Below are 22,429 nucleotides of genomic sequence, written 5' to 3'. Positions count from 1 at the left end.
AAATAATCATAATCGCGTGAGGAAAAAAAGTAAATGGTCTATTCAGAAATGTTTTAATCATCTTTATTTATTTGTTTTAAAAGCTCATACAAATGAGTAACCGATTGAAAAGCATATATTTTTTCCACACAAATTCCTTCTTGAAATACTAATAAACAGGGGACACTCTCAATTGAATACTTCTCAGCCATTTCTGGCATATAATTTAAATCAGCTTTTCTAAATTCAAACTGTGGTACTAAATTTTCCACAATATCGAGCATTCTCCCCGCTACCTGACAAGTCCCACATAAAGGTGTATAAAAGTATAATGCTAGTTGCTTGATCTTCCTTGTATTTTCTGTAATCTCTTCCTTTGTCCATTCTTTCATTATGATCGTCCTCTTGTGAATTTCTATATTTATAATATAGCCTTCTTTATACTTGGCTATAATTTTTCAAAAAAAATTAAGATTGATAAAGGTATAAATAAATAAATAAAAAAATGAGGTTGTCCCAAGTTACTCGGAAACAACCCTAGTTTTTTTATCTATTTATTAGTCTTCGTTAATCATTTCTTCATATGCTTCAGCAGTCATAAGATCATCTAATTCACCAATATTAGATGGTTCAACAACAATCATCCATGCTTTTTCATATGGTGATTCATTAACAAATTCTGGACTATCGCTTAATTCTTCATTCACAGCAACTACTTTACCACTTACAGGTGCATATAATTCAGAAACTGTCTTAACTGATTCAACACTACCAAATGGTTCATTCGCTGTTACTTCATCTCCAACTTCAGGAAGTTCAACAAATACAATGTCACCTAATTCAGATTGTGCGAAATCTGTGATACCGATACGTAGGCTTTCTCCCTCTTTCTTTACCCACTCATGTTCTTCAGAATAACGTAATTCTTTAGGTAAACTCATTCAAAGATCCCTCCAAAGATTTATCAAATTAATATTTACATAAAACACTTTTGTTAGCAAGAATACTAGCTTAAGCCCATGTATTCTTATACATTTCTTCTTTAAATCCAACGGTTATTTTATTTCCATCAGTTAATAGAGGACGTTTAATTAACATCCCATCTGATGCGAGCAGATCCAATAGTTCGTCTTCACTAGCCGTTGGGATTCGATCTTTTAGCCCTAGTTCACGATATTTTTGACCACTCGTATTAAAAAATTTCTTTAACTCTAAGTCGCTTTTTTTGTAAAGCTTTTCTAGTTCCTCACGTGAAGGAGGATTATCTACAATATGTACTTCGTTAAAGGAGATTTGATGTTCCTCTAACCATTTTTTCGCTTTGCGACATGTCCCACATTTAGGGTACCAATAAAATGTTAATGTCATTTCTTAATCACCACCTTAAATTATGGGATTATTAGCTATTTTAACACTATATCTATTTTACCTGTTCAATCTTACAAATTCAAAGATTATTTTGGTCTTACCACTTTCAAAATTTTTCTGATGGATACTCGTTATTCCAAAGCTAATAAATAGTTATTACTTTGGCTGTTTTCCTATAGTTTGTTGCCTTTGTAACAGCCTAACTGCCGGCTTTTACACCCAATAAAAAGACTCAGCGATTTTTATAAAGTTTGTAGCTCTTCAGTGAAATGAAACGTGTAGCGGTCTTCAGCTGATAGTTATTTGTTAAACTTTACTTAAATAGCAACAATGTTCTAGAAAAGAGCCTTACCTTAAAATACAAACATAAGAAATGCCCTTGATGTAGATAGCATCAAGGACATTAACATTATTTTTTATAAAAGCTGTTTTCCTATAGTTTGTTGCTTTTGTAAGAAACCAACTGCCGGCTTTTACACCCAATCAATGGTTCTTATGAGGTGCTCGCACTTTTCTAGCGCACTTCAACCGATTTGAATAATTTAAACTTTTCATAATTAGCAACAAAGGTTGAGAAAAGAGACTTTATAATACATATTTTTCTGCTTCAATTAGTTTTACTGAAGCTTCACGCTTTTTCGCAATGACATTGATCGGTGTGTGTCGAATTAATTTTCGAAGAGCTGATAACATCATTCGTAAAGTATCACCCGTTTCAATCGCTACAATGGATTCCTTAGCCAATTGCTCAATTTCATTGATTGCTTCTTGGCAGAAAATTTGCGTGTAAAGGACTTTTTGAGCACTCTTTTCTACACCTTCTTTTGCGATTGCTTTTTCTGTACGAAGCACAGCTGATTCCATTGCATATGCTAATGAAACGATATCTGCTACATTTACAAGGACTTCTTGTTCATGTTCAAGTTTTGTTCCATATTTCTGTGCTCCTAAACCAGCTACCATTAAGGCTACTTTTTTCGCACTACGTGTTAAATATTTTTCCTGATCAACAGGTCCATCACCAATTTCCTCAGGCATCATCATCATAAGCTCTTCTTGTAAGCTTTGAACTTTTTGAAGAAGTGGAAGTTCACCCTTCATTGCTTTTTTCATCAAAGTTCCAGGAACGATTAAGCGATTGATTTCATTCGTTCCTTCAAAGATACGATTGATACGTGAGTCACGATAAGCTCGAGAAATTTCGTACTCATCCATAAATCCATATCCACCATGGATTTGAACACCTTCATCAACAACATAATCTAGAACTTCTGAACCAAATACTTTATTTAATGAACATTCAATTGCATATTCAGCAATCGAATTAGCAATTTCATGACCATCCTTCACATCAATATGGCTCATTCTTTCATCAAAGAGACCGACCGTACGATAAACTGAACTTTCAGCTGCGTAAATTTTTGCTGCCATTGTCGCAAGCTTTTCTTTCGTTAAATTAAATGAAGAAATTGGTGTTTTGAATTGTTTTCTTTGATTAGCATATTTTGCAGTAATTTCAAACGCACTTTTTGATCCACCAACTGTACCTACACCTAATTTATAACGTCCAATATTTAATATATTGAAGGCAATTTTATGACCTTTTCCCACTTCACCAAGCAGATTCTCCACAGGAACTTCAGCATCCTCTAAAATTAACGTACGTGTTGAGGAACTCTTGATTCCCATCTTCTTTTCTTCTGCCCCAGTAGACACACCTGGATAATCACGTTCAACAATAAAAGCGGAAAATTTATCGCCATCAATCTTCGCATAAACAACAAACACATCCGCAAACCCTGCATTTGTAATCCATTGTTTTTCACCATTTAAAATGTAATGTGTTCCAGCCTCATTTAATTTAGCCGTTGTTTTCGCACCTAATGCATCCGATCCTGAGCTCGGCTCTGTTAATGCATATGCAGCTAGCTTTTCACCTGTCGCAAGTAGTGGTAAATATTTTTGCTTTTGCTCTTCATTACCAAACAAAACAATTGGTAAGGAGCCAATTCCTACATGGGCACCATGAGAGATAGAGAATCCACCAACTTTAGCCATTTTTTCAGAAATAAGTGCAGAACTCACTTTATCTAATTCTAAGCCACCATATTCTTCTGGAACATCGGCGCCTAGTAAACCTAGTTCACCAGCTTTTTTCAATAGTTTAACAGAACGATCAAATTCATGCTTTTCAAGATACTCCACTTGAGGAACAACTTCATTATTAATATAGTCTTCTGTTGTTTTAGCAATCATTTTTTGTTCGTCTGTATAATCCTCAGGTGTAAACATTTGCTCATAGGAAATATCTTCAATTAAAAAGCTTCCACCTTTAATCAATTTATCTGTTTGATTTGTCATTACCGATTCCTCCCAATCATTTATTCAAATCTTTTACATATTGTTTTTTATATTGCTAAAATCAATTTTTCTATTCAAACTTAGTCTACAAAACTAACAAGTAAAACTTAAGATAGTCTTTTACTAAAAAACATTTTTTTATATTAATTCAAATACACCAGCAGCCCCCATACCGCCACCAATACACATCGTTACAACACCAAATTGAACCTTTCTTCGTTTCATTTCATGAATGAGAGATAGTGTTAATTTTGTTCCTGTGCAGCCAAGAGGATGACCAAGAGCAATGGCTCCTCCGTTCACATTGACAATCTCCTCATCTAAGCCTAGTTTGCGAATCACTTGAATGGATTGGGAAGCAAAAGCCTCATTTAATTCAAATAATCCAATATCTGATAATTCCAAGCCTGCAATTTTCAAGGCTTTCGGAATCGCTTCAACAGGACCAATTCCCATAATTTCAGGAGGAACACCAGCTACGGCGAATGAACGAAATTTGGCCATTGGTTCTAGTCCATGTGATACTGCCTTTTCACGATCCATTAATAATACAGAGGCAGCGCCATCACTTGTTTGTGAAGAATTTCCCGCAGTAACAGATCCTTTAATCGAGAACGCTGGTCTTAATTTGCTAAGCACCTCTACCGTTGAATCGGGACGAACACCTTCATCTTGTTTAAATACAATGTTTTTCTCAATTAACTTATGATCTGCTCCAACTGAACGTAATGTAACATTAACTGGAACAATTTCATCGATAAATTTGCCTTCCGCTATTGCTTTTGCTGCTCTTTGATGACTTCTAACAGCGAATGCATCTTGATCCTCACGGGATACTTCAAATTTTTGCGCAACTTGCTCAGCCGTATGTCCCATTCCCATATAATATTCAGGAGCCATTTCTGCTAATGTGGCATTCGGACGAACTACATGCCCCATCATAGGTACAAGACTCATAGATTCTGCTCCCCCAGCAAGAACTGTATCGGATGAACCAAGCATAATTCGTTCCGCTCCATATGCAATAGCTTGAAGTCCTGAAGAGCAATAACGATTTATAGTCACTGCTGGTACTGTATTCGGTAGTCCAGCGAGTGCCCCTATATTTCTTGCCATATTTAATCCTTGTTCTGCTTCTGGCATTGCACAGCCAATAATCAAATCATCGATATTTCCTTCGTAGTTTCCCGCACGCTTTAATGTTTCTTTCACAACTAATGCACCTAAATCATCTGGTCTTACAGTGGCAAGTGTGCCTTTACCTGCCTTACCGACTGGTGTTCGTGCACCAGCAACGATGACCGCTTCTCGCATGTGTAATCCCTCATTTCCTTTGCTCTGATTATCTTATTCATTCGTTAGTTTATTAATTTCTTAATGGTTTTCCTTTTACAAGCATATGCTGCATACGTTGCTGTGTTTTTGGCTCTTGAATGAGACTTAAGAAAGCTTCCCTTTCAAGATCTAATAAGTATTGTTCATCAACTTTAGTGCCATAAGGAACCTTGCCTCCGGAGATTACATAGGCTATTTTCTTCGCTATTTTCATATCATGTTCTGAAATATAACCTGATAAATGCATACCTTGGGCACCTAACAATAAAGTGGCATATCCTGGTTCTCCAACGACAGGTACCTTTTGGCGAATTGGTGGCTTATAGCTTTGTGAATAGAGAGACAGAACCGCTTGCTTTGCATCATATAATTGATGATCTGCATTCACACTAATACCATCTGCATTGTTCAAGAAATTATTTTCTCTTGCTTCTTCTGCAGACGTAGATACTTTTGCCATAGCAATTGTTTCAAATACTTTATTAGCCACTTTTTGTAAATCAAAGTCCACACCATTTGGCATATTTTTTAGATGCTTAATATATAACTCCTTGTTACCGCCACCACCAGGAAGTAGACCAACACCTACTTCAACTAGACCCATATAAGTTTCCATAGTGGCTTGAATATGTGCAGAAGGCAGGCAAACCTCTGAACCACCACCAAGTGTCATAGCAAAAGGAGCAGTGACTACTGGCTTCGGACTATATTTGATTTTCATCATCGCATTTTGGAATTGTCGCACGACCATATCTAATTCAAAGATATTATCATCCTGTGCCTCCATTAACATAAGAGCAAGATTAGCTCCTACACAAAAGTTCTTTCCTTGGTTTCCAATGACAAGACCTTTATAATTTTTGGCGACTTCATCAACAGAGTAGTTAATCATTTGTAAAATATCTAAACCGATAGCATTATTAGGAGAGTGAAATTCTAATAACGCAACACCATCACCAATGTCAATTAAGCTTGCACCTGTATTTTTCTTAATTAATTTCCCTTGATTTTTTAGTTGTTTTAAATTTATCACTTTAGGATTCTGTTCTATTTTTTTGTAATCACTAGAATCATAGAAATACATTCCATCACTTTCTTCCTTGTAGAAAGAAGTGATTCCTTTTGCTAACATTTCTTCTATCCATGTAGGAACAGCTAAACCTTGTTCTTTCATTTTATTTACTGATTGTTCCACACCTATGGCATCCCACACTTCAAATGGACCCTGCTTCCAACCGAAACCCCATTTCATTGCATTATCGATAGACACAATATCGTCAGCAATCACGTTCATTAACTCTGCTGAATAGACAAGAACCGGTGCAAAGATATTCCATAATAACTTTCCGACCTTATCTTCCGCATAGACAAGCGCTTTCATTTTAGCCGATGTACCTTTTACTTGCTTAACCATTTCTAAGGAAGCTGATTTTAATTTTTTTCTTTCGCCATACTCGAGCGTATGAGGATCGAGTTCTAAAATCTCTTTTCCTTTTTTCAAATAAAAACCTTGACCGCTCTTACTACCTAACCAGCCATTTTCGAACATTTTTTTCATAAATGCCGGGACTGTAAATACTTCTTTTTCTTTACCATCTACCTGATCATATACATTATTCGCTACGTGAATAAAGGTATCTAAGCCAACAACATCTAATGTTCTAAATGTTGCACTTTTTGGACGCCCAATTAATGGACCTGTAACAGAATCAACTTCCCCAACACTATATCCACCTTTTAACATTTCTTGAACTGTCACAAGAAGTCCATATGTTCCAATACGATTACCGATAAAGTTTGGTGTATCTTTCGCTAGAACTACCCCTTTACCTAGCACATCCTCACCAAAAACCTTCATAAATTGGACTACTGCTGGATTAGTATGCTGAGTAGGAATGACTTCAAGAAGCTTTAAATATCTAGGTGGATTAAAAAAATGAGTGCCTAAGAAATGCTTTTTAAAATCCTCGGAACGATCTTCTGCCATCGCTTCAACAGAAATTCCTGAAGTATTTGAACTGACAATACTTCCTTGTTTCCGATATTGATCAATTTGTTCAAACACTTGTTTTTTTACTTGAAGCTTTTCTACAACCACTTCAATAATCCAATCTACTTCCGCTAACTTGGATAGATCATCTTCTAAATTCCCTGCTTCTATAAGGGCAAGATTATCCTTTGATGTTAGCGGTGCAGGCTTTTGTTTAAGTAATTTTTTCAAGGCAAGTTCACTCAGTCGATTTCTAACAATTTTATCCTCTAGTGATAATCCCTTTAATTTCTCTTCATCTGAAAGTTCTTTGGGCACGATATCCAATAGCAAAGTTGGAATCCCAATATTCGCTAAATGTGCAGCAATTCCTGATCCCATTACACCAGAACCGATAACAGCCGCTTTTTTAATGCTGTAACTCAATGCTATTTCCTCCTTCAATGCCATCTTATTAACATTTTTGAATGAATACTCATTCATTTTGCTGTTAAAAAAAATCCCATGAATGAGTTTACTACTTATAATATATACGATTTTACAGAAACTATCAATTATTAATCTCTAAAAATGACAAATTTTCTAAATTATTTTTATACATGGGTGTTTTCGTATAGTATGTTGCTTCTGTAAAAAGCCAAATTTCCGGATAAAAAAGGATTCTAACAGATCTTATGGTGATTGCAAATGAAAGTTGTAGCAATCTTCAGCTGATATGGATGGATTAGTTAAAACTTTACTTAAATAGCAACATTGTTTAAGAAAAGATCCCTTTTCATTAAACATCCGCTAATTGGATAAAAAATAGCTAATTAGGTAAATCTACACATAGCAATGGAGGTGAAAAAATGCCGAAGCACAAGAAAAATCCTTCTAAAGCTGGTGTCAGTGCTGCTAGTGTAAAAGGCGATGCAGGTCCTACAGTTGAAGCAGATGGTGGAGGAAAAGTAAATAGCCAAAATAATCAATATAAAAAACAATAATTTCATTTAAAATGGGGGTTTGACAATTGCAACAGCAAGGCTTTAATCAACAACAGCAGCAAGGAACTATGCAACAGCCACCAGCAATATTATCAACGAAAGATCTATCCTATATTAATGATATGCTTTCCTGGAATTTACTTGCGATGAAGAAGGCGCATTTTACAGCGATGCATTGTCAAGATTCATCGATAAAAGCCACGTTGGAGAAATGTGGCCAGATGCATCAGCGTCATTACGAGAAAATTCTTCATCATTTACAAGAACATTTACAAACACAACCAAATCAGCAAAATCAGCAAATGATGTAAGGAGGATAAAGATTGCAAAATCAGCAAAAAATCCAAAATCCACAAACAACTGTACCTAATAATGAAAAAATGAATGACCGCGACCTTGTGAATGATTTATTAGCTATGGAGAAATATATGACTGCATCCTATAATACTGCCATGAATGAGGCAAGTCATGAAGGACTATACAAGGATTTATTAAGCATTTTTACTGAGACTCAAAACGAGCAGCGGGAATTATATAATCTGATGTTTCAAAATGGCTGGTACAAGCTCGAAGCTGCCGAGCAACAAAAGGTTCAGCAATCCTTTCAACAGCACCAAGGCTATTCAAGTCAATTCCCTTATGGGAATCAAGTGCAATAATTTTAAAGCAGCATATTTTATGCTGCTTTTCATTCTTTATGAAACCCTAAAAATCATTTATCCTTAAATAAGACTAGTGTTTTTAGGGGGGGACATCAATGTTACAAGTAAATTTCGCAAAAAAGATTGTAAATGAAGTCCGGAAATTATTAAATGAAGAAATTGTAGTGATGAATACCACAGGAACTATCATTGCAAGTACAAATAATGAAAGAATAGGAACCTTTCATGAAGGCGCCTTAATCACGAGTAAAAAAAATGAAAAACTCATTATAAAAAAAGAGGATGAATCCCTCCTAGAAGGAGTTAAGGCGGGTATTAATTTACCAATTTGCTTCGGAAAGCAAGTAGTTGGGGTAATCGGCATTACTGGTGAACCGATAAAAGTGTTACCCTATGCAGAATTATTAAAAAAAATGACCGAACTTCTGATTCAGGAAAATTTCTACAAAGAAGAAATGACACGTCAAACTCGTACACTTGAGGCGTTTATCTTTGACTGGTTAGAGCTAAGAGAGTGGGACCTAGCATTTTATAATCGAGCTGAACTCCTAAATATAAACTTATCTGTCCCAAGACTCCTCATTCTCGTAAAAGTGATTCGTGAAGATCAACAACTTTTTGATTTATCAATGAAGTGGAGATCAGAGAGAAATCGGAATGACTTATGCATCAATTGGGGAAATGACCGCTTGTTATTGCTGTTAGAAGCTGATCCTCCTCTGGACAATTATTCACTAAAAAATAAATTATATAGATGGAAAAACGAAATAGAGACATCAAATCATCTCAGCTTACAATTCGGTGTTGGAACGATTGTTCAACCAACTGGACTAAAGAAGTCATTTTTAAAAGCAGAACGTGCACTTCATGCTATCACTGGACATAATTGGATAATGTTTGATGACCATCTCACATTAGAAATGATTATGGAGGATTTACGAGTGGATACAAAAAAGGAATTCATTCAACGTACCATTTCTCCCCTACTTGAAGATGAAGAGCTTTTACAAACTTTACGTGTATTATTTGAACGTAATTTCTCAATTAAAAAAACAGCAGAAGCATTACATATACATATTAACACCCTTCATTATCGTATTAAAAAAATTGAGGATCATACATCATTAAATCCCAAAAAAACAAAAGACCAATTTACTCTTTATTTAGGGTTATATATTTTGGATCATTATACAAAGTAAATCTCTTTTTCTTCCATTTCATTTAGTGAAAAATACATAGCGAGAATACTCGCTTTTTTTTATACTTTAATTAGGAAATATTATGAGAATTTACATGAAAATGGAGGATATTCATGATTTCACAAATCGTTAAAGATCGTCTCATTTCAATTGTTGGTATTGAAAATGTGGATGACTCTAAGGCTGGAAGATTAGTATATTCCTATGATGCTACACCACAATTTCAATCCCTTCCAGACATAATCGTTTCACCTAGAAATACACAGGAAATAGCCGAGATTGTAAAGCTTTGTAGCGAGTTCAAAATTCCTATCGTTCCTAGAGGTTCTGGTACAAATCTTTGTGCAGGTACTTGTCCTACAGAAGGCGGACTTGTTCTCTTATTTAAACACATGAATCAAATTATTGACATTGATGAAGAAAATTTAACCATTACTGTTCAACCTGGAATCATTACCCTCGATATGATTCATGCAGTCGAAGCAAAAGGCTTATTCTATCCTCCAGACCCTAGTAGTATGAAAATATCAACCATTGGAGGGAATATAAATGAAAACTCTGGTGGGTTACGTGGTTTAAAATACGGTGTTACGAGAGACTATGTCCTTGCATTGGAAGTTGTACTTCCTAATGGAGATATCATCAGAACGGGTGGCAAACTAGCAAAGGATGTAGCGGGTTACGATTTAACTAGACTGTTTGTTGGCTCTGAAGGAACCCTTGGGATTGTAACTGAAGCTACTTTAAAGTTAATTCCCATGCCTGAAACAAAAAAAACAATGCTTGCTTTATTCCAAGACATAGAAGCGGCAGCACGCTCCGTATCGAAAATTATCGCTAATAGAATCATTCCTACTACTCTTGAGTTTTTGGACCAGCCAACATTAATAGCTGTAGAGGATTTTGCTAACATCGGATTACCAACGAATGTAAAGGCAGTTCTTCTCATTGAACAAGATGGGAGTAAGGATGTTGTCGATAAGGATATGGAAAAGATAGCAACACTTTGCTTAGAAGAGAACGCAGAATCTGTTGAGATAGCAAAATCAGAGGAAGAAGCAGATGCATTAAGAACGGCACGAAGAGTTGCACTTTCTGCTTTGGCAAGATTAAAACCTACAACCATACTTGAGGATGCTACTGTTCCACGTTCAGAAATCGCCAAGATGGTTCGCTCCATTAATGAAATAGCTGAAAAGTATCAGCTAAATATTTGTACTTTCGGACATGCTGGAGATGGAAATCTTCATCCTACTTGTCTAACAGATGTAAGAAATACAGAAGAAATAGAACGTGTAGAACAAGCCTTTGCTGAAATATTTGAAAAGGCCATTGATTTAGGTGGTACTATAACAGGCGAACATGGAGTTGGTGTAATGAAAGCACCATACTTAGAATGGAAACTTGGAAAAGAAGGAATTTCAGCCATGAAGGCAATAAAGACTGGCTTCGATCCTTTAAACATTATGAACCCGGGAAAAGTTTTTGCTAAAGACAGTCGGAAACGTGTGGTGTTATCAACATGAAATCAGTAACTGAGCGAAAAATTATACAACAAGGCTTTATGGATCGAATGGATGAGGATGAGCTTTTAAACTGTATGAGATGTGGATTTTGTCTCCCATCCTGTCCCACTTATATTGAGTCAGGCTTTCAAGAACTCCAATCACCTCGTGGGAGAATCGCTCTAATGAAAGCTGTAAAAGAAGGTCTTCTTGAGCCAGATGAAGATGTTGAGCGTTCATTAAGCCTTTGTCTAGGTTGTAGAGCCTGTGAGCCCGTTTGTCCATCAGGAGTAAAATACGGACACTTATTGGAAGAAGCAAGGGATATTATTCAACAAAATAAAAAACAAAAAGCTTCTGTTAAAACGATTAGAAATGCTGTTTTCGAAGGACTTTTTCCCCATCAAAATAGAATGCGGACCGTCACAAGTTTACTTGGAATTTACCAACGATCAGGTCTTCAAAAAGTAACTAGAAAGATTGGCTTTATGAAGCTTTTCCCTGAGAGTTTAGCGACAATGGAAAAAGTATTACCAAAGGTTCCGAAAAGAAAAGAGATGAATATCCGTCCTGAATTTTTACCCGCTGAACAAAAACGTTTGAAAAGAGTCGCATTTTTTGCCGGTTGTTTAATGGATACAATGTTTTTAGAAACAAATAATGGAACACTAAAATTATTGCAAAAAGCCGGCTGTGAGATAGTTATCCCGAAAACACAAGGATGCTGTGGAGCGCTGCATGGACATAGCGGGGAGAAGGCAAAAGCGATCGAAATGGCAAAACTTAATATTGAAGCATTTGAGCATACCAATGCTGATTATATCATTACAAATGCAGGAGGGTGTGGAGCATTTCTTATTGACTATGATCATTTGCTTATGAATGATCCTGAGTGGTATCCACGCGCCAAAGCCTTTAAAGATAAATTAAAGGATATAACACAAATATTAGTTGAACTGGACTTCCATAAACATGTCTCTCTCCATCTTCCTAATCAATGCATCACATATCAAGATTCCTGTCATCTTCGAAATGTAATGAAAACAGCCGAAGCACCCAGGCTATTACTCCAATCAATAGATGGAATCCAATATTATGAGATGAAAGATGCTGATCGGTGTTGTGGTTCTGCAGGAATCTACAATATTGTTGAATCTGAAATGTCTATGAAAATATTAGATTCAAAAATGAAAAATGTGATAGAAACGAATACAACTACCATTGTTACAGCAAATCCAGGATGTTTATTGCAGATGAAGCTAGGAATTGAACGTGAAGGTTTATCCGATAAAATGAGAGCTGTTCATATTGTTGATTTATTAATTGAGGCACTAAATGATTAGAGGAAGTTGGAAAAAGGGGTTTCCCCCCTTTTCCAACTTCCTCTATTGATTATCTCTTCATTTTGCCCGATGCTCATCATTCAGTTGTTTAATTTCATAAATGAGTTGTTTCAATTGCTCTTTACTCTCTGGATATAGGGTATTCCAATGCTTAGCGAGCGCTGGCATCGATTTTGATATATATGTATAAAGCACCCATATTTTTACTTTCTCCATCAATTCCTCATTTGATTCACCAAGTAAGAGCTCTGTGTACTTTTCAATTAAAGCTTCAAATTGATCTTGAAAAACTTGATCCATGATCTTCACTTCTTTTCATCAATATTTAAAAAGGCGGCATATTACATCCATTTGGACAAGTGGAACATCTCTTTCCATTTTTCTCTTCTAATAGATTAGCAAGACAGCAAGTTTTTCGTACCCGTACCGGTTCAACCAAATTCTCACGTATTACTTTTTCACTATCAAAACGTGTTAACGGATTATGTTTGTACGGGCCAAAAAGTTCAGGGCTCGCTTCATGAACGATAAAGCGATAATCATCTTCTAATTGGTGATGGATCCACTTATATTCATTATCCTTCATAAGGCTTTCATATAACCAAAAAATATAGATTGCAATATTTTCCCACATGACTAATTTAGAGAATCGTGTTTCTCTTCTTAATGCTTCAATCATAGGATGAAAGAAACCAGAAAAAACATTCTGGATAACTTCCTCCCTCCACTTGACACGATCATTTAAGGCATCTTCAGCAAAATAATGCTCAAAATAAAAATTAGGTAACCAAAGTCTGTCCTCAGCACGACCAACCAATTTTATATCATCGATTTTCACAATAAATCTTTGATTTAAAACACTCATTGCATATAAATGAATCACTCCGAAAAATGCCATCCGCTTGGCAATCATGGAAGCTGTTACTTTATTAGTTGGAGCTCCTAATTTTTGACCGATTCTTACTAGAATATCTGGTAAGTGCTCTTTATTGAAAAAATCTTTTAATTCAAGTATGAAATCCTGTTGTTTTAATTCATTTATTAACCGATATTTCGAAAGCTCCGTCATGGACCTAGATTGCATCAATTTTCCCGCCTTTTAAGATGCATCTGCCTTTTCCATGAGGGATACAAAGTGGTGTTCCGAAAAGAGGATCCATAGTTACTTGGCAATTCATATCAAAAACATCTCTAACCATTTGACAACTGATCACTGATTCAGGTGTACCTTGTGCATAAACTTTTTTATCACGAATCGCTACTATATTATGTGCATAGCGACAGGCTAAATTTAAGTCATGAAGAACCATTACAATCGTTCTATTTTCCTTTTCATTCAACTCGAATAATAGATCGAGGATTTCAATTTGATGTGTCATATCTAAGTATGTCGTTGGTTCATCAAGTAAAATAACATCCGTATCTTGAGCAAGGGTCATAGCAATCCATGCTCTTTGTCGCTGGCCACCAGATAATTCATCTACAGGACGATCTTTATAATCCATCATACGCGTTGCTTGTAAAGCACGCATAACGATTTGTTCATCTTCATCTGACCATTGCTTTAACCACGTCTGATATGGAAAACGCCCTTGCTTCACAAGCTGTAAGACCGTCAATCCTTCAGGTGCAACAGGTGTCTGTGGGAGGATAGATAAATTTTTAGCTACTTCCTTTGTGGGAAGTTTGGCAATTTCCTTACCTGCCAACAGAACCGAACCTGCTTCCGGCTTTAAGAGTCGTGCCATCGAGCGAAGCAAAGTTGACTTACCACACCCATTTCCACCGATAAATACAGTTATTTCTCCTTTAGGTATATTCAAGTCAAGCTCATCAATAATAATCGAATCTCCATAGCCCAATGTTAATGATTTTGTTTGAATAGTCTCACGCATCATGTCCACTCCTTTTAAGAAGACTTCGTTCTAAATAGTAAATAGATAAAATAAGGTGCTCCAATTGCGGCAGTAAATACCCCTGCTGGAACCTCAAGAGGAGTAAAAACAGTCCGTCCAATTAAGTCCGCCACCATTACTAGGATGCCACCAAGAAAAGCTGAAGCCGGCAATAACGCGCCAAATGATGACCCCACAAGTCTTCTCGCCATATGAGGTGCCATTAACCCGACAAAACCAATACCTCCACCAAATGCAACGGCTGCACCTACTAAAGCGGTACTTAAAAGTAAAAGGAAAAAACGCTGTCTTTGTACATGACTCCCTACGCCAGTAGCGAGTTCATCACCAAATTCCTGAATATTAATTTTTCTTGCCGAAATGAGTGCGACAATGGTTAAGATCATGACCCATGGAACAATAACACTTACATTCCCCCAACTCGAACCATTAACCGTTCCTGTTAACCATATATTAGCATCACTTGCCCGATAAATTGGACCTAATATCATTAGTAAGGTTGTGATGGCTTTCATTACAGCCGAAATACCAATGCCAATTAAAACTAATCTTATGGGAGAAACTCCATCCTTCCAAGCTAAAAAATATACCAAAAATGCCACGATTGCTGCTCCTAAAAATGCTGCTACCGGAAGCCAACCAATACTAACCGTTAGACTATTATCTTTATTACTAAAAATGGCTAAAAAGGAGACTACCGCTGCCCCTGCTCCACCTGTAATACCAATAATATCTGGTGATGCTAACGGATTCCGAATAATTCCTTGTAAAATGCCACCTGCCATTGCTAAAGCAATTCCTACAAATAAAGAAACGATAATTCTTGGCAAACGGAATTTTAAAACAACTAGTTGTTCCAGACTAGTTCCCCCACCGAAAAATGTCTTTACAACTGTAAGAGGGTTAATATTCATATCCCCTAGCCCAGTACTAACGATCAATGCAATTAATGTCACAATAAATAATAGGAAAATAATCCATGCTGCACGAAGGTCAACCAAAAAGGAGATTTTCCCTTTAAAAAGACGAAGATTTTTATACTGACTCATCGTCCATTAAACCCCCTTCGAGCGATGTAAATAAAAAATGGAACTCCAATGATTGCGGTCATCACTCCAACGGGTACTTCCTGAGGCATGATCACATATCTTGCTGCAATATCTGCCGCAAGTAAAAGTATACCGCCAAGTATTCCAGAAAAAGGTAAAAGCCATCTATGATCAATTCCAATAATCTTTCTAGATATATGTGGAACCACTATTCCTATAAAACCGATTGGTCCTGCTACAGCAACCGCACTACCTGCTAAAAAGATAACGAGTAAACCTGAAACTATTTTTACAAGGCCTGTTTTTAATCCAAGTCCTTTTGCAACATCTTCTCCCATTGCAAGGACATTCATTTTGGACGCAAAAATCAATGCAATCACCCAGCCAACAATCATATACGGTAGGATAGATTGTAAAATTTCAAGCTTTCTACCTTGCACAGAGCCAGCGAGCCAAAAAAGAACCTGTTCCAATGCTGCATCATTAATAGAAAGCAATCCTTGTGTAAAGGATGAAAATAAGGCAGCAATAGCAGCACCTGCTAATGTTAGTTTCATTGGCGTTAGTCCTTCACGACCAACTGAACTAATCACATATACTCCAGCTGTTGCAACAGCTGCACCTGCAAAGGATATCCAAGCAAATGCTTGTAGCCCAGAGACGTGGAATAAAGTAACCGCAAGCACTACAGCAAATCCCGCTCCTGCGTTTGTACCTAAAATTTCAGGTGCTGCAAGGGGATTTTTGGTTAATGTTTGCATGATGACCCCTGCCATAGCTAAGCATGCTCCTACTGCAGCAGCAATCATTGCTCTTGGTAAACGTACTGTAGTTATAATTACATGTTGATTGGATCCATTATAATCTGTAAATGATTGAATCGCTGTTTTTATAGAGATACCTGTATATCCTAAAACAATACTCATTGCAATTAATAGTAATAGAATAATAATAGAAACAATTGTTGCACTCAATTTTTGCCAATTCTTTTTAAGAACCATTGTAAAGATTCCTCTCAAATATTCTCTAAATTAAGTGTAGTGAAAGTTTCTCATTTAGTCAATGACTTTGAAAATCATTATCATTTAAATATTGACAATACTTTAACAGAATTATATGATTGGAGAGGTAATTGATAATGATTTTCAATATTCTACATATCTATCAGGAGGTAACAACGCATGAAAAAAATGCGACTAATCGTATCACTTCTATCCATTATAGCTATATTTGTTCTTGCAGCTTGTGGAAATAAAGAAAATAATAGCACTGACAATAGCAAAGAGAGTAAAAAAGGAAATGAATCCAGTTACACGGTTGAACATGCTATGGGTAAAACTACAATTAAAGGAACACCTAAGAGAGTGGTTATTTTAACTAATGAAGGAACTGAGGCTCTTCTTGCAATGGGCGTTACTCCTGTAGGAGCTGTAAAATCATGGACTGGTGATCCTTGGTATAAGCATATTAGTGATCAATTAAAAGATACTGAAGTTGTCGGAACTGAAAGCGAAGTAAATGTTGAAGCTATTGCTAAACTACACCCAGACCTCATTATTGGAAATAAAATGCGTCAGGAAAAAATTTATAACCAATTAAAAGAAATTGCTCCTACTGTTTTTGCAGAAACATTACGTGGTGATTGGAAAGAAAACTTTGAGCTATACGCGAAAGCATTAAATAAAGAAGAAAAAGGAAAAGAAGTATTACAGAAATATGATCAAAGAATTGCTCATTTAAAAGAAAAATTAGGTGATAAATTAAAAATGAACGTTTCTCTTGTTCGTTTTATGACTGGTGATGTTCGAATTTATCATAAAGATACATTTGCAGGAGTAATTTTAGATGAACTTGGATTTAATCGTCCTGGTGATCAAAATAAAGATGACTTTGCGGAAAGAAATTTAACAAAGGAAAGAATCCCAGCTATGGATGGAGACATACTATTTTACTTCACTTATGAAACAGGTGATGGCGAAGCCTCTACCCTTGAAAAGGATTGGATTAACGATCCACTATTTAAAAATTTAAAAGTTGCAAAAGCTGGAAATGTGCATAAGGTAAACGATGATATATGGAATACAGCAGGCGGTGTTATTGCTGCAAACCTTATGCTAGACGATATAGAAAAAATCTTTTTACAATAAACTACGAAGGGACTATCTTTAGATAGCCCCTTTTTTTATGGATTTAAAATGGCTTCTTTTCTCATCCTCTTCTTAAAGGAAAGGATAGAAAGATAAATGCCAAGTTCATATAGAACAACAAGCGGTGTCAATACTAAAATTTGACTAATAAAATCTGGTGGCGTTATCAGAGCTGATATGATGGCAAGGACAATATACGCAAATTTGCGTATTTGTTTCAACTTTGTTGGAGTTAAAAATCCAATCGATGTCAAAAATACCATAACAATCGGCAATTCGAACAGGATTCCTAATGAAAGGGTTGATGTTAATAAAAACAGAAAATATTCTCTTGCTGTAATCAAAACGTGAAAGGATTGTTGCCCTAAATTCATTAAGAACTTAAATAACACGGGAAAGACAATAAAATAACCAAAAGAAATCCCCATTATAAAGCTAATTGAAATGGCTGGAACATAGGTCAAGGTTATTCTACTTTCAGTTGGTGTAAGTCCTGGCTTCACAAACCTCCATATTTGATAACCCATAAAAGGAACAGTAAGTCCTATAGCCAATGCTCCTGCAACACCCGTGTAAAAACGAATGACATCTAACGGCCCCATCAAAACGATATCATATCCATTGGATAATAACGGCAAAACCTTTGGCATAAAAACTAAAAATCCAATAAACATGACTGCAAAGAACAATGCTGATTGTAATAATGTTTTACGTAATTCTGTAAAATGCTCTAACGTAGCTTCATCTTTTTCTACATTGGATTGGAGATCTTCTGACAATGAAATCCATCTCCTTTATTAATAACTCTTAGAATCGATAAACCCCTCATAAATAGTATTGCAACAATTAGCTTGATCTTATTTCCTCCCAGGATTCTTTACTCTTCTATCAATCTAGAGTCTAAACGAGCTTATTTATCTACCTGGTTTTCGCTTTTTACGTTTTTTTCCTCAACAACTTCATCACTCATAATTGTATTTGCTGTTCTTTTAAATTCAGATAACGTTTTTCCAAATGCTGAACCAATTTCAGGTAATTTTTTTGGCCCAAAAATAATTAATGTGATCACCAGTATAATAATAAGTCCTGGGATTCCGATATTAGATAAAAACATAGCAATCCTCCTTTTGTTTATGCGAGTGAACCACCTGATTTATGATATTTCAAAATTCCCTCGGCTGCGCGATAGGATAAAGCCCCTACCGTACCAGTCGGATTGTACCCTGAGTTATGAGCAAATGCTGAGGCACCTACAACAAATAAATTATCTACATCCCACATTTGCAAATAATTATTTACTGCCGATGTTCCAGGGTCACTTCCCATAATGACTCCACCAGTATTATGAGTAGATTGATAAGTCGTATTATCAAATGGGCCCAGTTCCTTTGTATAATCAATATGGTCCGCACCCATTTCTTTTAATATATCTGCACATTTTTTAGACATGAAGATAGCAAGATTTCGATCCTGATCCTCAAAATCAAATGTAATTCGTGGCAATGGATCTCCAAAGGCATCCTTATAGGTAGGATCTAAATCAACATAATGATGCTGAAACGGGAGTGATGCACCTTCTGCACCAACAGATAAATAGGAATTTGCATATTTTATAGACTTTTCCTTAAATTCTTTTCCCCAGGAAGGGGTGCCACTAGGAACAGCATTATTTTGAATTGGTCTTTGTCCATTTTGAAACAAAGCTATTCTTGCACCATGTAAGAAGTCCAAATTCGAATGGTCAAAGTTATCACCATTATAATCATCTAAACACATTCCAAGAGAACCCGCTCCGGCAAATGTATTAAACTTTTTATTATCATAAAAACCAACAGCACTTCCCTTGAGCACTTGGTAGCAATAATTCTTTCCAATAACTCCCGTACCTGTTTTTGGATCATATGGTTTACCTATACCAGACATTAGTAATAGACGAATATTATTGAATACATAACTTGTAAGAACAACAATGTCTGCTGGCTGCTCAATTTCCTCACCAGTGGTGACATCTGTATACATCACACCTGTCGCTTTATTCCCACTATGTAAGATTCTTCTTACATGGGAATGGGTTCTAATTTCAAACTTACCCGTCTTTTTTGCAACTGGGATTACTGTTACAACAGGGTCTGCTTTTGCTCCATACTCACATCCAAATCGTTCACAGTATGAACAATATTGACAAGCCGCTCTAGAAATCCCATCTGGGTTCGTATAGGCTTTTGAAAGATTTGCAGATGGGGAGTTATATGGGTGCAATTTCATATTTTTTGCTGCATCCGCAAACATTTTCATTGCTGGTGAGACCTTCATAGGTGGTGTTGGATATTTATCCGATCGCTTACCAGCTAATGGATTTTCCTCCCCAGAAATCCCCGCCATTTTCTCAAATTTATCAAAATAGGGTTCCAATTCATCATAAGTGATCCCCCAATCCTGAAGTGTCATTCCATTAGGTATTTTCTTCTTACCATATTTTTCAATGGTCTTACTTTTTATTTCAAAATCATATGGCAAAAAACGATAGGTTTGTCCATTCCAATGGACACCAGCACCGCCTAACCCATCTCCTAATAAAAAGGAACCATATTGTCTCATAGGAAGAGCCCGTATTCTTTCATTCCCCCGAAAAGTAGTCGTTTCTTTAGAGAGATCTTGGAATAGCTCATAACGCAGCGCATAACGAAGTTCATCATGCACCATAAAATAATCTTCGGTTTTTCTTTCTTTTCCTCTCTCTAATCCGACCACATTAAGGCCTTGCTTCGTTAATTCGGACGCGATAATGCCGCCTCCCCAGCCAACACCAACTACTACTACATCTACTTTTGGCAATTTTTTTGCCATTTTTATTCACCTCTGTTCCTAATATGCAAATTCATTTAAAATTACTTTTCCATTAGTGAGAAAGATGGTCTCGAAGACTTTGAGGAGCAATCTTTTTGAAATCCTGTTCAATAATTTCCGCATATGCCATTTGATTCCCAGGATAATCCCTCATTTTCCATCCATTCATATTGATATTTCCACCATACAATGGATCACTATATACACCTTCTAAAGTTGCACTTCTGAGCATACTAAAGAATCCACTCGGTGAAATTGTTGTAATCTTCACCTTATCCTCTTCGAAATCTTTCAACACAGCATCCTGTTCATCACCAGAGAGCTCAACAAACCTTTTCTTATATTTATCCATGCTATGATTCTGTATTTCCTGTAATGCGATATCAAATATTTCTCTCCGCTTTAATCTTCCTTGATAACCCTGAACTTTTTCTCCGTGATAAAAAGGAGGCTGCATATACTCCCTTCCATTGAAACCCCATTCACCAGCTAATTGGTGATCAATAAAAAAAGCAACCCCAAGTGCCTTTGCCCCTGGTCCATTATCATCCTCTGGAAAAATTCTTTCTGTTGCAGCATTGACGATATTAAATTGCTCTTGTGTAAAATACATCAATGCCTGATTAAAGTTTTCTGCGTTAGTTCCTGCTACCTTTTGATTATTATTAGTCGTTTCTTTTTCGTTTTTTCTATTCCCAAAAGGTAATAAACTTCCAACCACCCCACCAACAGCGACACCACCAACAACATAGCCGGTGTTTTTTATAAATCGACGTCTTGAGAGTGATTCTGGAGTTTCTTGGTTTTTTTCATCTGTCACGTGATTCCACCTCCTGAAATTTTCACCATTTAGGTTCAAAAAAAGAAATTATGGTGTTTTTTATAATATGACCTATTTTTTTTTACTCATACATTAAACAATTTTGGGAACGCTAATTTTTGAAATAATATTACTGATCTAGGAGGTTAAGAAAATGAAGCAAACATGGAGCAAATGGATGGTTCCTATGATTGGCGTACTTCTTGTACTTGCCGCATGCACAAGTCAACAAGGTGCCAATAATCGACAAGGGGTTTCGAATACGAACCAGCCAAGAAACGTATCGACCAATCATGACAACTATAGGAATGAAAATGTATCTACAAAACTAAATCAAAATGTGAATGAAATTCCTAGTGTTGACCGCACCAAAAAATTATCTACTAATGAAAATGGGAACATTACAAATGGATTAGGGTCTAATGTTTATAGCTTGATAGGTAGCTCTGGGTTACATGATGGGGGCATTTCTTCCCATTTAGAATCACGTTTATCAGGTGCCGGAATTCCAGGTGTGAAAGTTTTTGTACTTGATGATACCGTTATCCTAGCAAGAGCAAAGCATGAAACGACTTCTAACCAATATGACGACATGCAAAATCAAGTTCTTAGCGGGACACATGGTGAATCAGGGACTGGAAAAAAGCGAGGGATAAATAATAAAGAAAATTACTCAGATGATAATCTTGATAAAGCAAAAAAAATGATGACAGATGCTTTTAATGGACATGTACAAATTTTAACGATCACAAATACTGGAGCACCAGCTTTAATCGATAAAATTAAAGCCAATATCCAATCGGATCAACCTTCATATGACAAATTAACGAATGATATTCAAACACTAATAAAAATGACAAAAGAAAAAAGCTGACAACAATCAGCTTTTTTTCTTTTGTCATACAAAGAGCTATTTCTATTAATA

23 protein-coding genes are annotated in these 22,429 nt (G+C 36.1%); 8 read left to right on the top strand and 15 right to left on the bottom strand.

What is annotated here, in order from left to right; translation table 11 throughout:
* Positions 1 to 53 precede the first annotated feature (53 nt).
* The 6 genes from NST63_RS06950 to NST63_RS06925 all read right to left on the bottom strand — a co-directional run bounded on the left by NST63_RS06950 (position 54) and on the right by NST63_RS06925 (position 7,459).
* Positions 54 to 371, bottom strand: coding sequence for a thioredoxin family protein (locus NST63_RS06950; protein ID WP_212946356.1), 318 nt, complete (start codon positions 369 to 371; stop codon positions 54 to 56).
* A 165-nt stretch (positions 372 to 536) separates the two neighbouring features.
* Entirely contained in the window at positions 537 to 920 is a 384-nt protein-coding gene (gene gcvH, locus NST63_RS06945; RefSeq protein ID WP_058002799.1) for a glycine cleavage system protein GcvH, read from the bottom strand.
* Positions 921 to 990: 70 nt separating this feature from the next.
* On the bottom strand, positions 991 to 1,347 hold the full coding sequence (locus tag NST63_RS06940) for an arsenate reductase family protein (protein WP_212946355.1): 357 nt from the start codon (positions 1,345 to 1,347) through the stop codon (positions 991 to 993).
* A gap of 585 nt (positions 1,348 to 1,932) precedes the next feature.
* Positions 1,933 to 3,708 carry an acyl-CoA dehydrogenase family protein gene (locus NST63_RS06935; protein ID WP_058002801.1) on the bottom strand — a complete coding sequence of 592 codons (1,776 nt, stop codon included), beginning with the start codon at positions 3,706 to 3,708 and terminating at the stop codon, positions 1,933 to 1,935.
* A 138-nt stretch (positions 3,709 to 3,846) separates the two neighbouring features.
* Positions 3,847 to 5,022 (bottom strand): acetyl-CoA C-acetyltransferase, encoded by a 1,176-nt coding sequence (locus NST63_RS06930; RefSeq protein WP_341041680.1) that lies wholly within the window; start codon positions 5,020 to 5,022, stop codon positions 3,847 to 3,849.
* Between the two features lie 52 nt (positions 5,023 to 5,074).
* The gene (locus NST63_RS06925; protein ID WP_341041679.1) at positions 5,075 to 7,459 is read right to left on the bottom strand and encodes a 3-hydroxyacyl-CoA dehydrogenase/enoyl-CoA hydratase family protein; all 2,385 of its coding nucleotides are present in this window, start codon (positions 7,457 to 7,459) and stop codon (positions 5,075 to 5,077) included.
* Between the two features lie 422 nt (positions 7,460 to 7,881).
* Between NST63_RS06925 and NST63_RS06920 the strand changes: the two genes are divergently transcribed.
* From NST63_RS06920 to NST63_RS06895, 6 genes are all read left to right on the top strand, one after another.
* Positions 7,882 to 8,016 carry a YuzL family protein gene (locus tag NST63_RS06920; RefSeq protein WP_071976468.1) on the top strand — a complete coding sequence of 45 codons (135 nt, stop codon included), beginning with the start codon at positions 7,882 to 7,884 and terminating at the stop codon, positions 8,014 to 8,016.
* Between the two features lie 26 nt (positions 8,017 to 8,042).
* Positions 8,043 to 8,327 carry a hypothetical protein gene (locus NST63_RS06915; protein ID WP_212946352.1) on the top strand — a complete coding sequence of 95 codons (285 nt, stop codon included), beginning with the start codon at positions 8,043 to 8,045 and terminating at the stop codon, positions 8,325 to 8,327.
* A 69-nt stretch (positions 8,328 to 8,396) separates the two neighbouring features.
* Positions 8,397 to 8,675 carry a spore coat protein gene (locus NST63_RS06910; protein WP_058002995.1) on the top strand — a complete coding sequence of 93 codons (279 nt, stop codon included), beginning with the start codon at positions 8,397 to 8,399 and terminating at the stop codon, positions 8,673 to 8,675.
* Positions 8,676 to 8,773: 98 nt separating this feature from the next.
* Positions 8,774 to 9,877 (top strand): CdaR family transcriptional regulator, encoded by a 1,104-nt coding sequence (locus tag NST63_RS06905; RefSeq protein WP_212946351.1) that lies wholly within the window; start codon positions 8,774 to 8,776, stop codon positions 9,875 to 9,877.
* A gap of 113 nt (positions 9,878 to 9,990) precedes the next feature.
* Entirely contained in the window at positions 9,991 to 11,403 is a 1,413-nt protein-coding gene (gene glcD, locus NST63_RS06900) for a glycolate oxidase subunit GlcD (RefSeq protein ID WP_212946350.1), read from the top strand.
* Positions 11,400 to 12,725, top strand: coding sequence for a (Fe-S)-binding protein (locus NST63_RS06895; protein ID WP_212946349.1), 1,326 nt, complete (start codon positions 11,400 to 11,402; stop codon positions 12,723 to 12,725). Before glcD ends, NST63_RS06895 begins: the two co-directional genes overlap by 4 nt.
* Positions 12,726 to 12,782: 57 nt before the next feature.
* On the opposite strand, the gene NST63_RS06890 is transcribed toward NST63_RS06895, so the two are convergent.
* The 5 genes from NST63_RS06890 to NST63_RS06870 are packed head-to-tail and all read right to left on the bottom strand — an operon-like array spanning position 12,783 to position 16,691.
* Positions 12,783 to 13,025 (bottom strand): YusU family protein, encoded by a 243-nt coding sequence (locus NST63_RS06890; protein WP_280616673.1) that lies wholly within the window; start codon positions 13,023 to 13,025, stop codon positions 12,783 to 12,785.
* Between the two features lie 25 nt (positions 13,026 to 13,050).
* Positions 13,051 to 13,809 carry an IucA/IucC family C-terminal-domain containing protein gene (locus tag NST63_RS06885; RefSeq protein WP_212946402.1) on the bottom strand — a complete coding sequence of 253 codons (759 nt, stop codon included), beginning with the start codon at positions 13,807 to 13,809 and terminating at the stop codon, positions 13,051 to 13,053.
* Positions 13,799 to 14,623, bottom strand: coding sequence for an ABC transporter ATP-binding protein (locus tag NST63_RS06880; protein ID WP_058002809.1), 825 nt, complete (start codon positions 14,621 to 14,623; stop codon positions 13,799 to 13,801). Before NST63_RS06880 ends, NST63_RS06885 begins: the two co-directional genes overlap by 11 nt.
* Before the next feature lie 11 nt (positions 14,624 to 14,634).
* The gene (locus NST63_RS06875) at positions 14,635 to 15,690 is read right to left on the bottom strand and encodes a FecCD family ABC transporter permease (protein WP_341041673.1); all 1,056 of its coding nucleotides are present in this window, start codon (positions 15,688 to 15,690) and stop codon (positions 14,635 to 14,637) included.
* Positions 15,687 to 16,691: a FecCD family ABC transporter permease gene (locus tag NST63_RS06870; protein WP_341041672.1), complete on the bottom strand. Its 1,005-nt coding sequence runs from the start codon at positions 16,689 to 16,691 to the stop codon at positions 15,687 to 15,689. The genes NST63_RS06875 and NST63_RS06870 overlap by 4 nt, the downstream gene beginning before the upstream one ends.
* A 180-nt stretch (positions 16,692 to 16,871) precedes the next feature.
* Between NST63_RS06870 and NST63_RS06865 the strand changes: the two genes are divergently transcribed.
* Positions 16,872 to 17,837 carry an ABC transporter substrate-binding protein gene (locus NST63_RS06865; RefSeq protein WP_341041671.1) on the top strand — a complete coding sequence of 322 codons (966 nt, stop codon included), beginning with the start codon at positions 16,872 to 16,874 and terminating at the stop codon, positions 17,835 to 17,837.
* Between the two features lie 35 nt (positions 17,838 to 17,872).
* Here the strand turns inward: NST63_RS06865 and tatC are convergent, their stop codons facing one another.
* The 4 genes from tatC to NST63_RS06845 all read right to left on the bottom strand — a co-directional run bounded on the left by tatC (position 17,873) and on the right by NST63_RS06845 (position 21,504).
* Positions 17,873 to 18,616, bottom strand: coding sequence for a twin-arginine translocase subunit TatC (tatC, locus tag NST63_RS06860; protein WP_341041670.1), 744 nt, complete (start codon positions 18,614 to 18,616; stop codon positions 17,873 to 17,875).
* A gap of 131 nt (positions 18,617 to 18,747) precedes the next feature.
* Complete coding sequence (tatA, locus tag NST63_RS06855; protein WP_212944496.1) at positions 18,748 to 18,951, bottom strand: twin-arginine translocase TatA/TatE family subunit; 204 nt, start codon at positions 18,949 to 18,951, stop codon at positions 18,748 to 18,750.
* A 17-nt stretch (positions 18,952 to 18,968) separates the two neighbouring features.
* On the bottom strand, positions 18,969 to 20,684 hold the full coding sequence (locus tag NST63_RS06850) for a GMC family oxidoreductase (protein WP_212944498.1): 1,716 nt from the start codon (positions 20,682 to 20,684) through the stop codon (positions 18,969 to 18,971).
* 52 nt (positions 20,685 to 20,736) lie between these two features.
* The gene (locus tag NST63_RS06845; RefSeq protein WP_212944500.1) at positions 20,737 to 21,504 is read right to left on the bottom strand and encodes a gluconate 2-dehydrogenase subunit 3 family protein; all 768 of its coding nucleotides are present in this window, start codon (positions 21,502 to 21,504) and stop codon (positions 20,737 to 20,739) included.
* A gap of 154 nt (positions 21,505 to 21,658) precedes the next feature.
* Between NST63_RS06845 and NST63_RS06840 the strand changes: the two genes are divergently transcribed.
* Entirely contained in the window at positions 21,659 to 22,378 is a 720-nt protein-coding gene (locus NST63_RS06840) for a hypothetical protein (protein WP_212944501.1), read from the top strand.
* Positions 22,379 to 22,429: the final 51 nt, after the last annotated feature.

It is taken from the genome of Heyndrickxia sp. FSL W8-0496, from assembly GCF_038007825.1.
GTDB lineage: Bacteria > Bacillota > Bacilli > Bacillales > Bacillaceae_C > Heyndrickxia > Heyndrickxia oleronia.
This window is presented reverse-complemented; position numbering and strand designations above follow the sequence as displayed.

Bases quoted from the DNA above. Each gene is read 5' to 3' on its own strand.
- NST63_RS06950 (WP_212946356.1), bottom strand. From the start codon at position 371: ATGAAAGAATGGACAAAGGAAGAGATTACAGAAAATACAAGGAAGATC.
- gcvH (WP_058002799.1), bottom strand. From the start codon at position 920: ATGAGTTTACCTAAAGAATTACGTTATTCTGAAGAACATGAGTGGGTA.
- NST63_RS06940 (WP_212946355.1), bottom strand. From the start codon at position 1,347: ATGACATTAACATTTTATTGGTACCCTAAATGTGGGACATGTCGCAAA.
- NST63_RS06935 (WP_058002801.1), bottom strand. From the start codon at position 3,708: ATGACAAATCAAACAGATAAATTGATTAAAGGTGGAAGCTTTTTAATT.
- NST63_RS06930 (WP_341041680.1), bottom strand. From the start codon at position 5,022: ATGCGAGAAGCGGTCATCGTTGCTGGTGCACGAACACCAGTCGGTAAG.
- NST63_RS06920 (WP_071976468.1), top strand. From the start codon at position 7,882: ATGCCGAAGCACAAGAAAAATCCTTCTAAAGCTGGTGTCAGTGCTGCT.
- NST63_RS06910 (WP_058002995.1), top strand. From the start codon at position 8,397: ATGAATGACCGCGACCTTGTGAATGATTTATTAGCTATGGAGAAATAT.
- NST63_RS06905 (WP_212946351.1), top strand. From the start codon at position 8,774: ATGTTACAAGTAAATTTCGCAAAAAAGATTGTAAATGAAGTCCGGAAA.
- glcD (WP_212946350.1), top strand. From the start codon at position 9,991: ATGATTTCACAAATCGTTAAAGATCGTCTCATTTCAATTGTTGGTATT.
- NST63_RS06895 (WP_212946349.1), top strand. From the start codon at position 11,400: ATGAAATCAGTAACTGAGCGAAAAATTATACAACAAGGCTTTATGGAT.
- NST63_RS06890 (WP_280616673.1), bottom strand. From the start codon at position 13,025: ATGGATCAAGTTTTTCAAGATCAATTTGAAGCTTTAATTGAAAAGTAC.
- NST63_RS06885 (WP_212946402.1), bottom strand. From the start codon at position 13,809: ATGCAATCTAGGTCCATGACGGAGCTTTCGAAATATCGGTTAATAAAT.
- NST63_RS06880 (WP_058002809.1), bottom strand. From the start codon at position 14,623: ATGATGCGTGAGACTATTCAAACAAAATCATTAACATTGGGCTATGGA.
- NST63_RS06875 (WP_341041673.1), bottom strand. From the start codon at position 15,690: ATGAGTCAGTATAAAAATCTTCGTCTTTTTAAAGGGAAAATCTCCTTT.
- NST63_RS06870 (WP_341041672.1), bottom strand. From the start codon at position 16,691: ATGGTTCTTAAAAAGAATTGGCAAAAATTGAGTGCAACAATTGTTTCT.
- NST63_RS06865 (WP_341041671.1), top strand. From the start codon at position 16,872: ATGAAAAAAATGCGACTAATCGTATCACTTCTATCCATTATAGCTATA.
- tatA (WP_212944496.1), bottom strand. From the start codon at position 18,951: ATGTTTTTATCTAATATCGGAATCCCAGGACTTATTATTATACTGGTG.
- NST63_RS06850 (WP_212944498.1), bottom strand. From the start codon at position 20,684: ATGGCAAAAAAATTGCCAAAAGTAGATGTAGTAGTAGTTGGTGTTGGC.
- NST63_RS06840 (WP_212944501.1), top strand. From the start codon at position 21,659: ATGAAGCAAACATGGAGCAAATGGATGGTTCCTATGATTGGCGTACTT.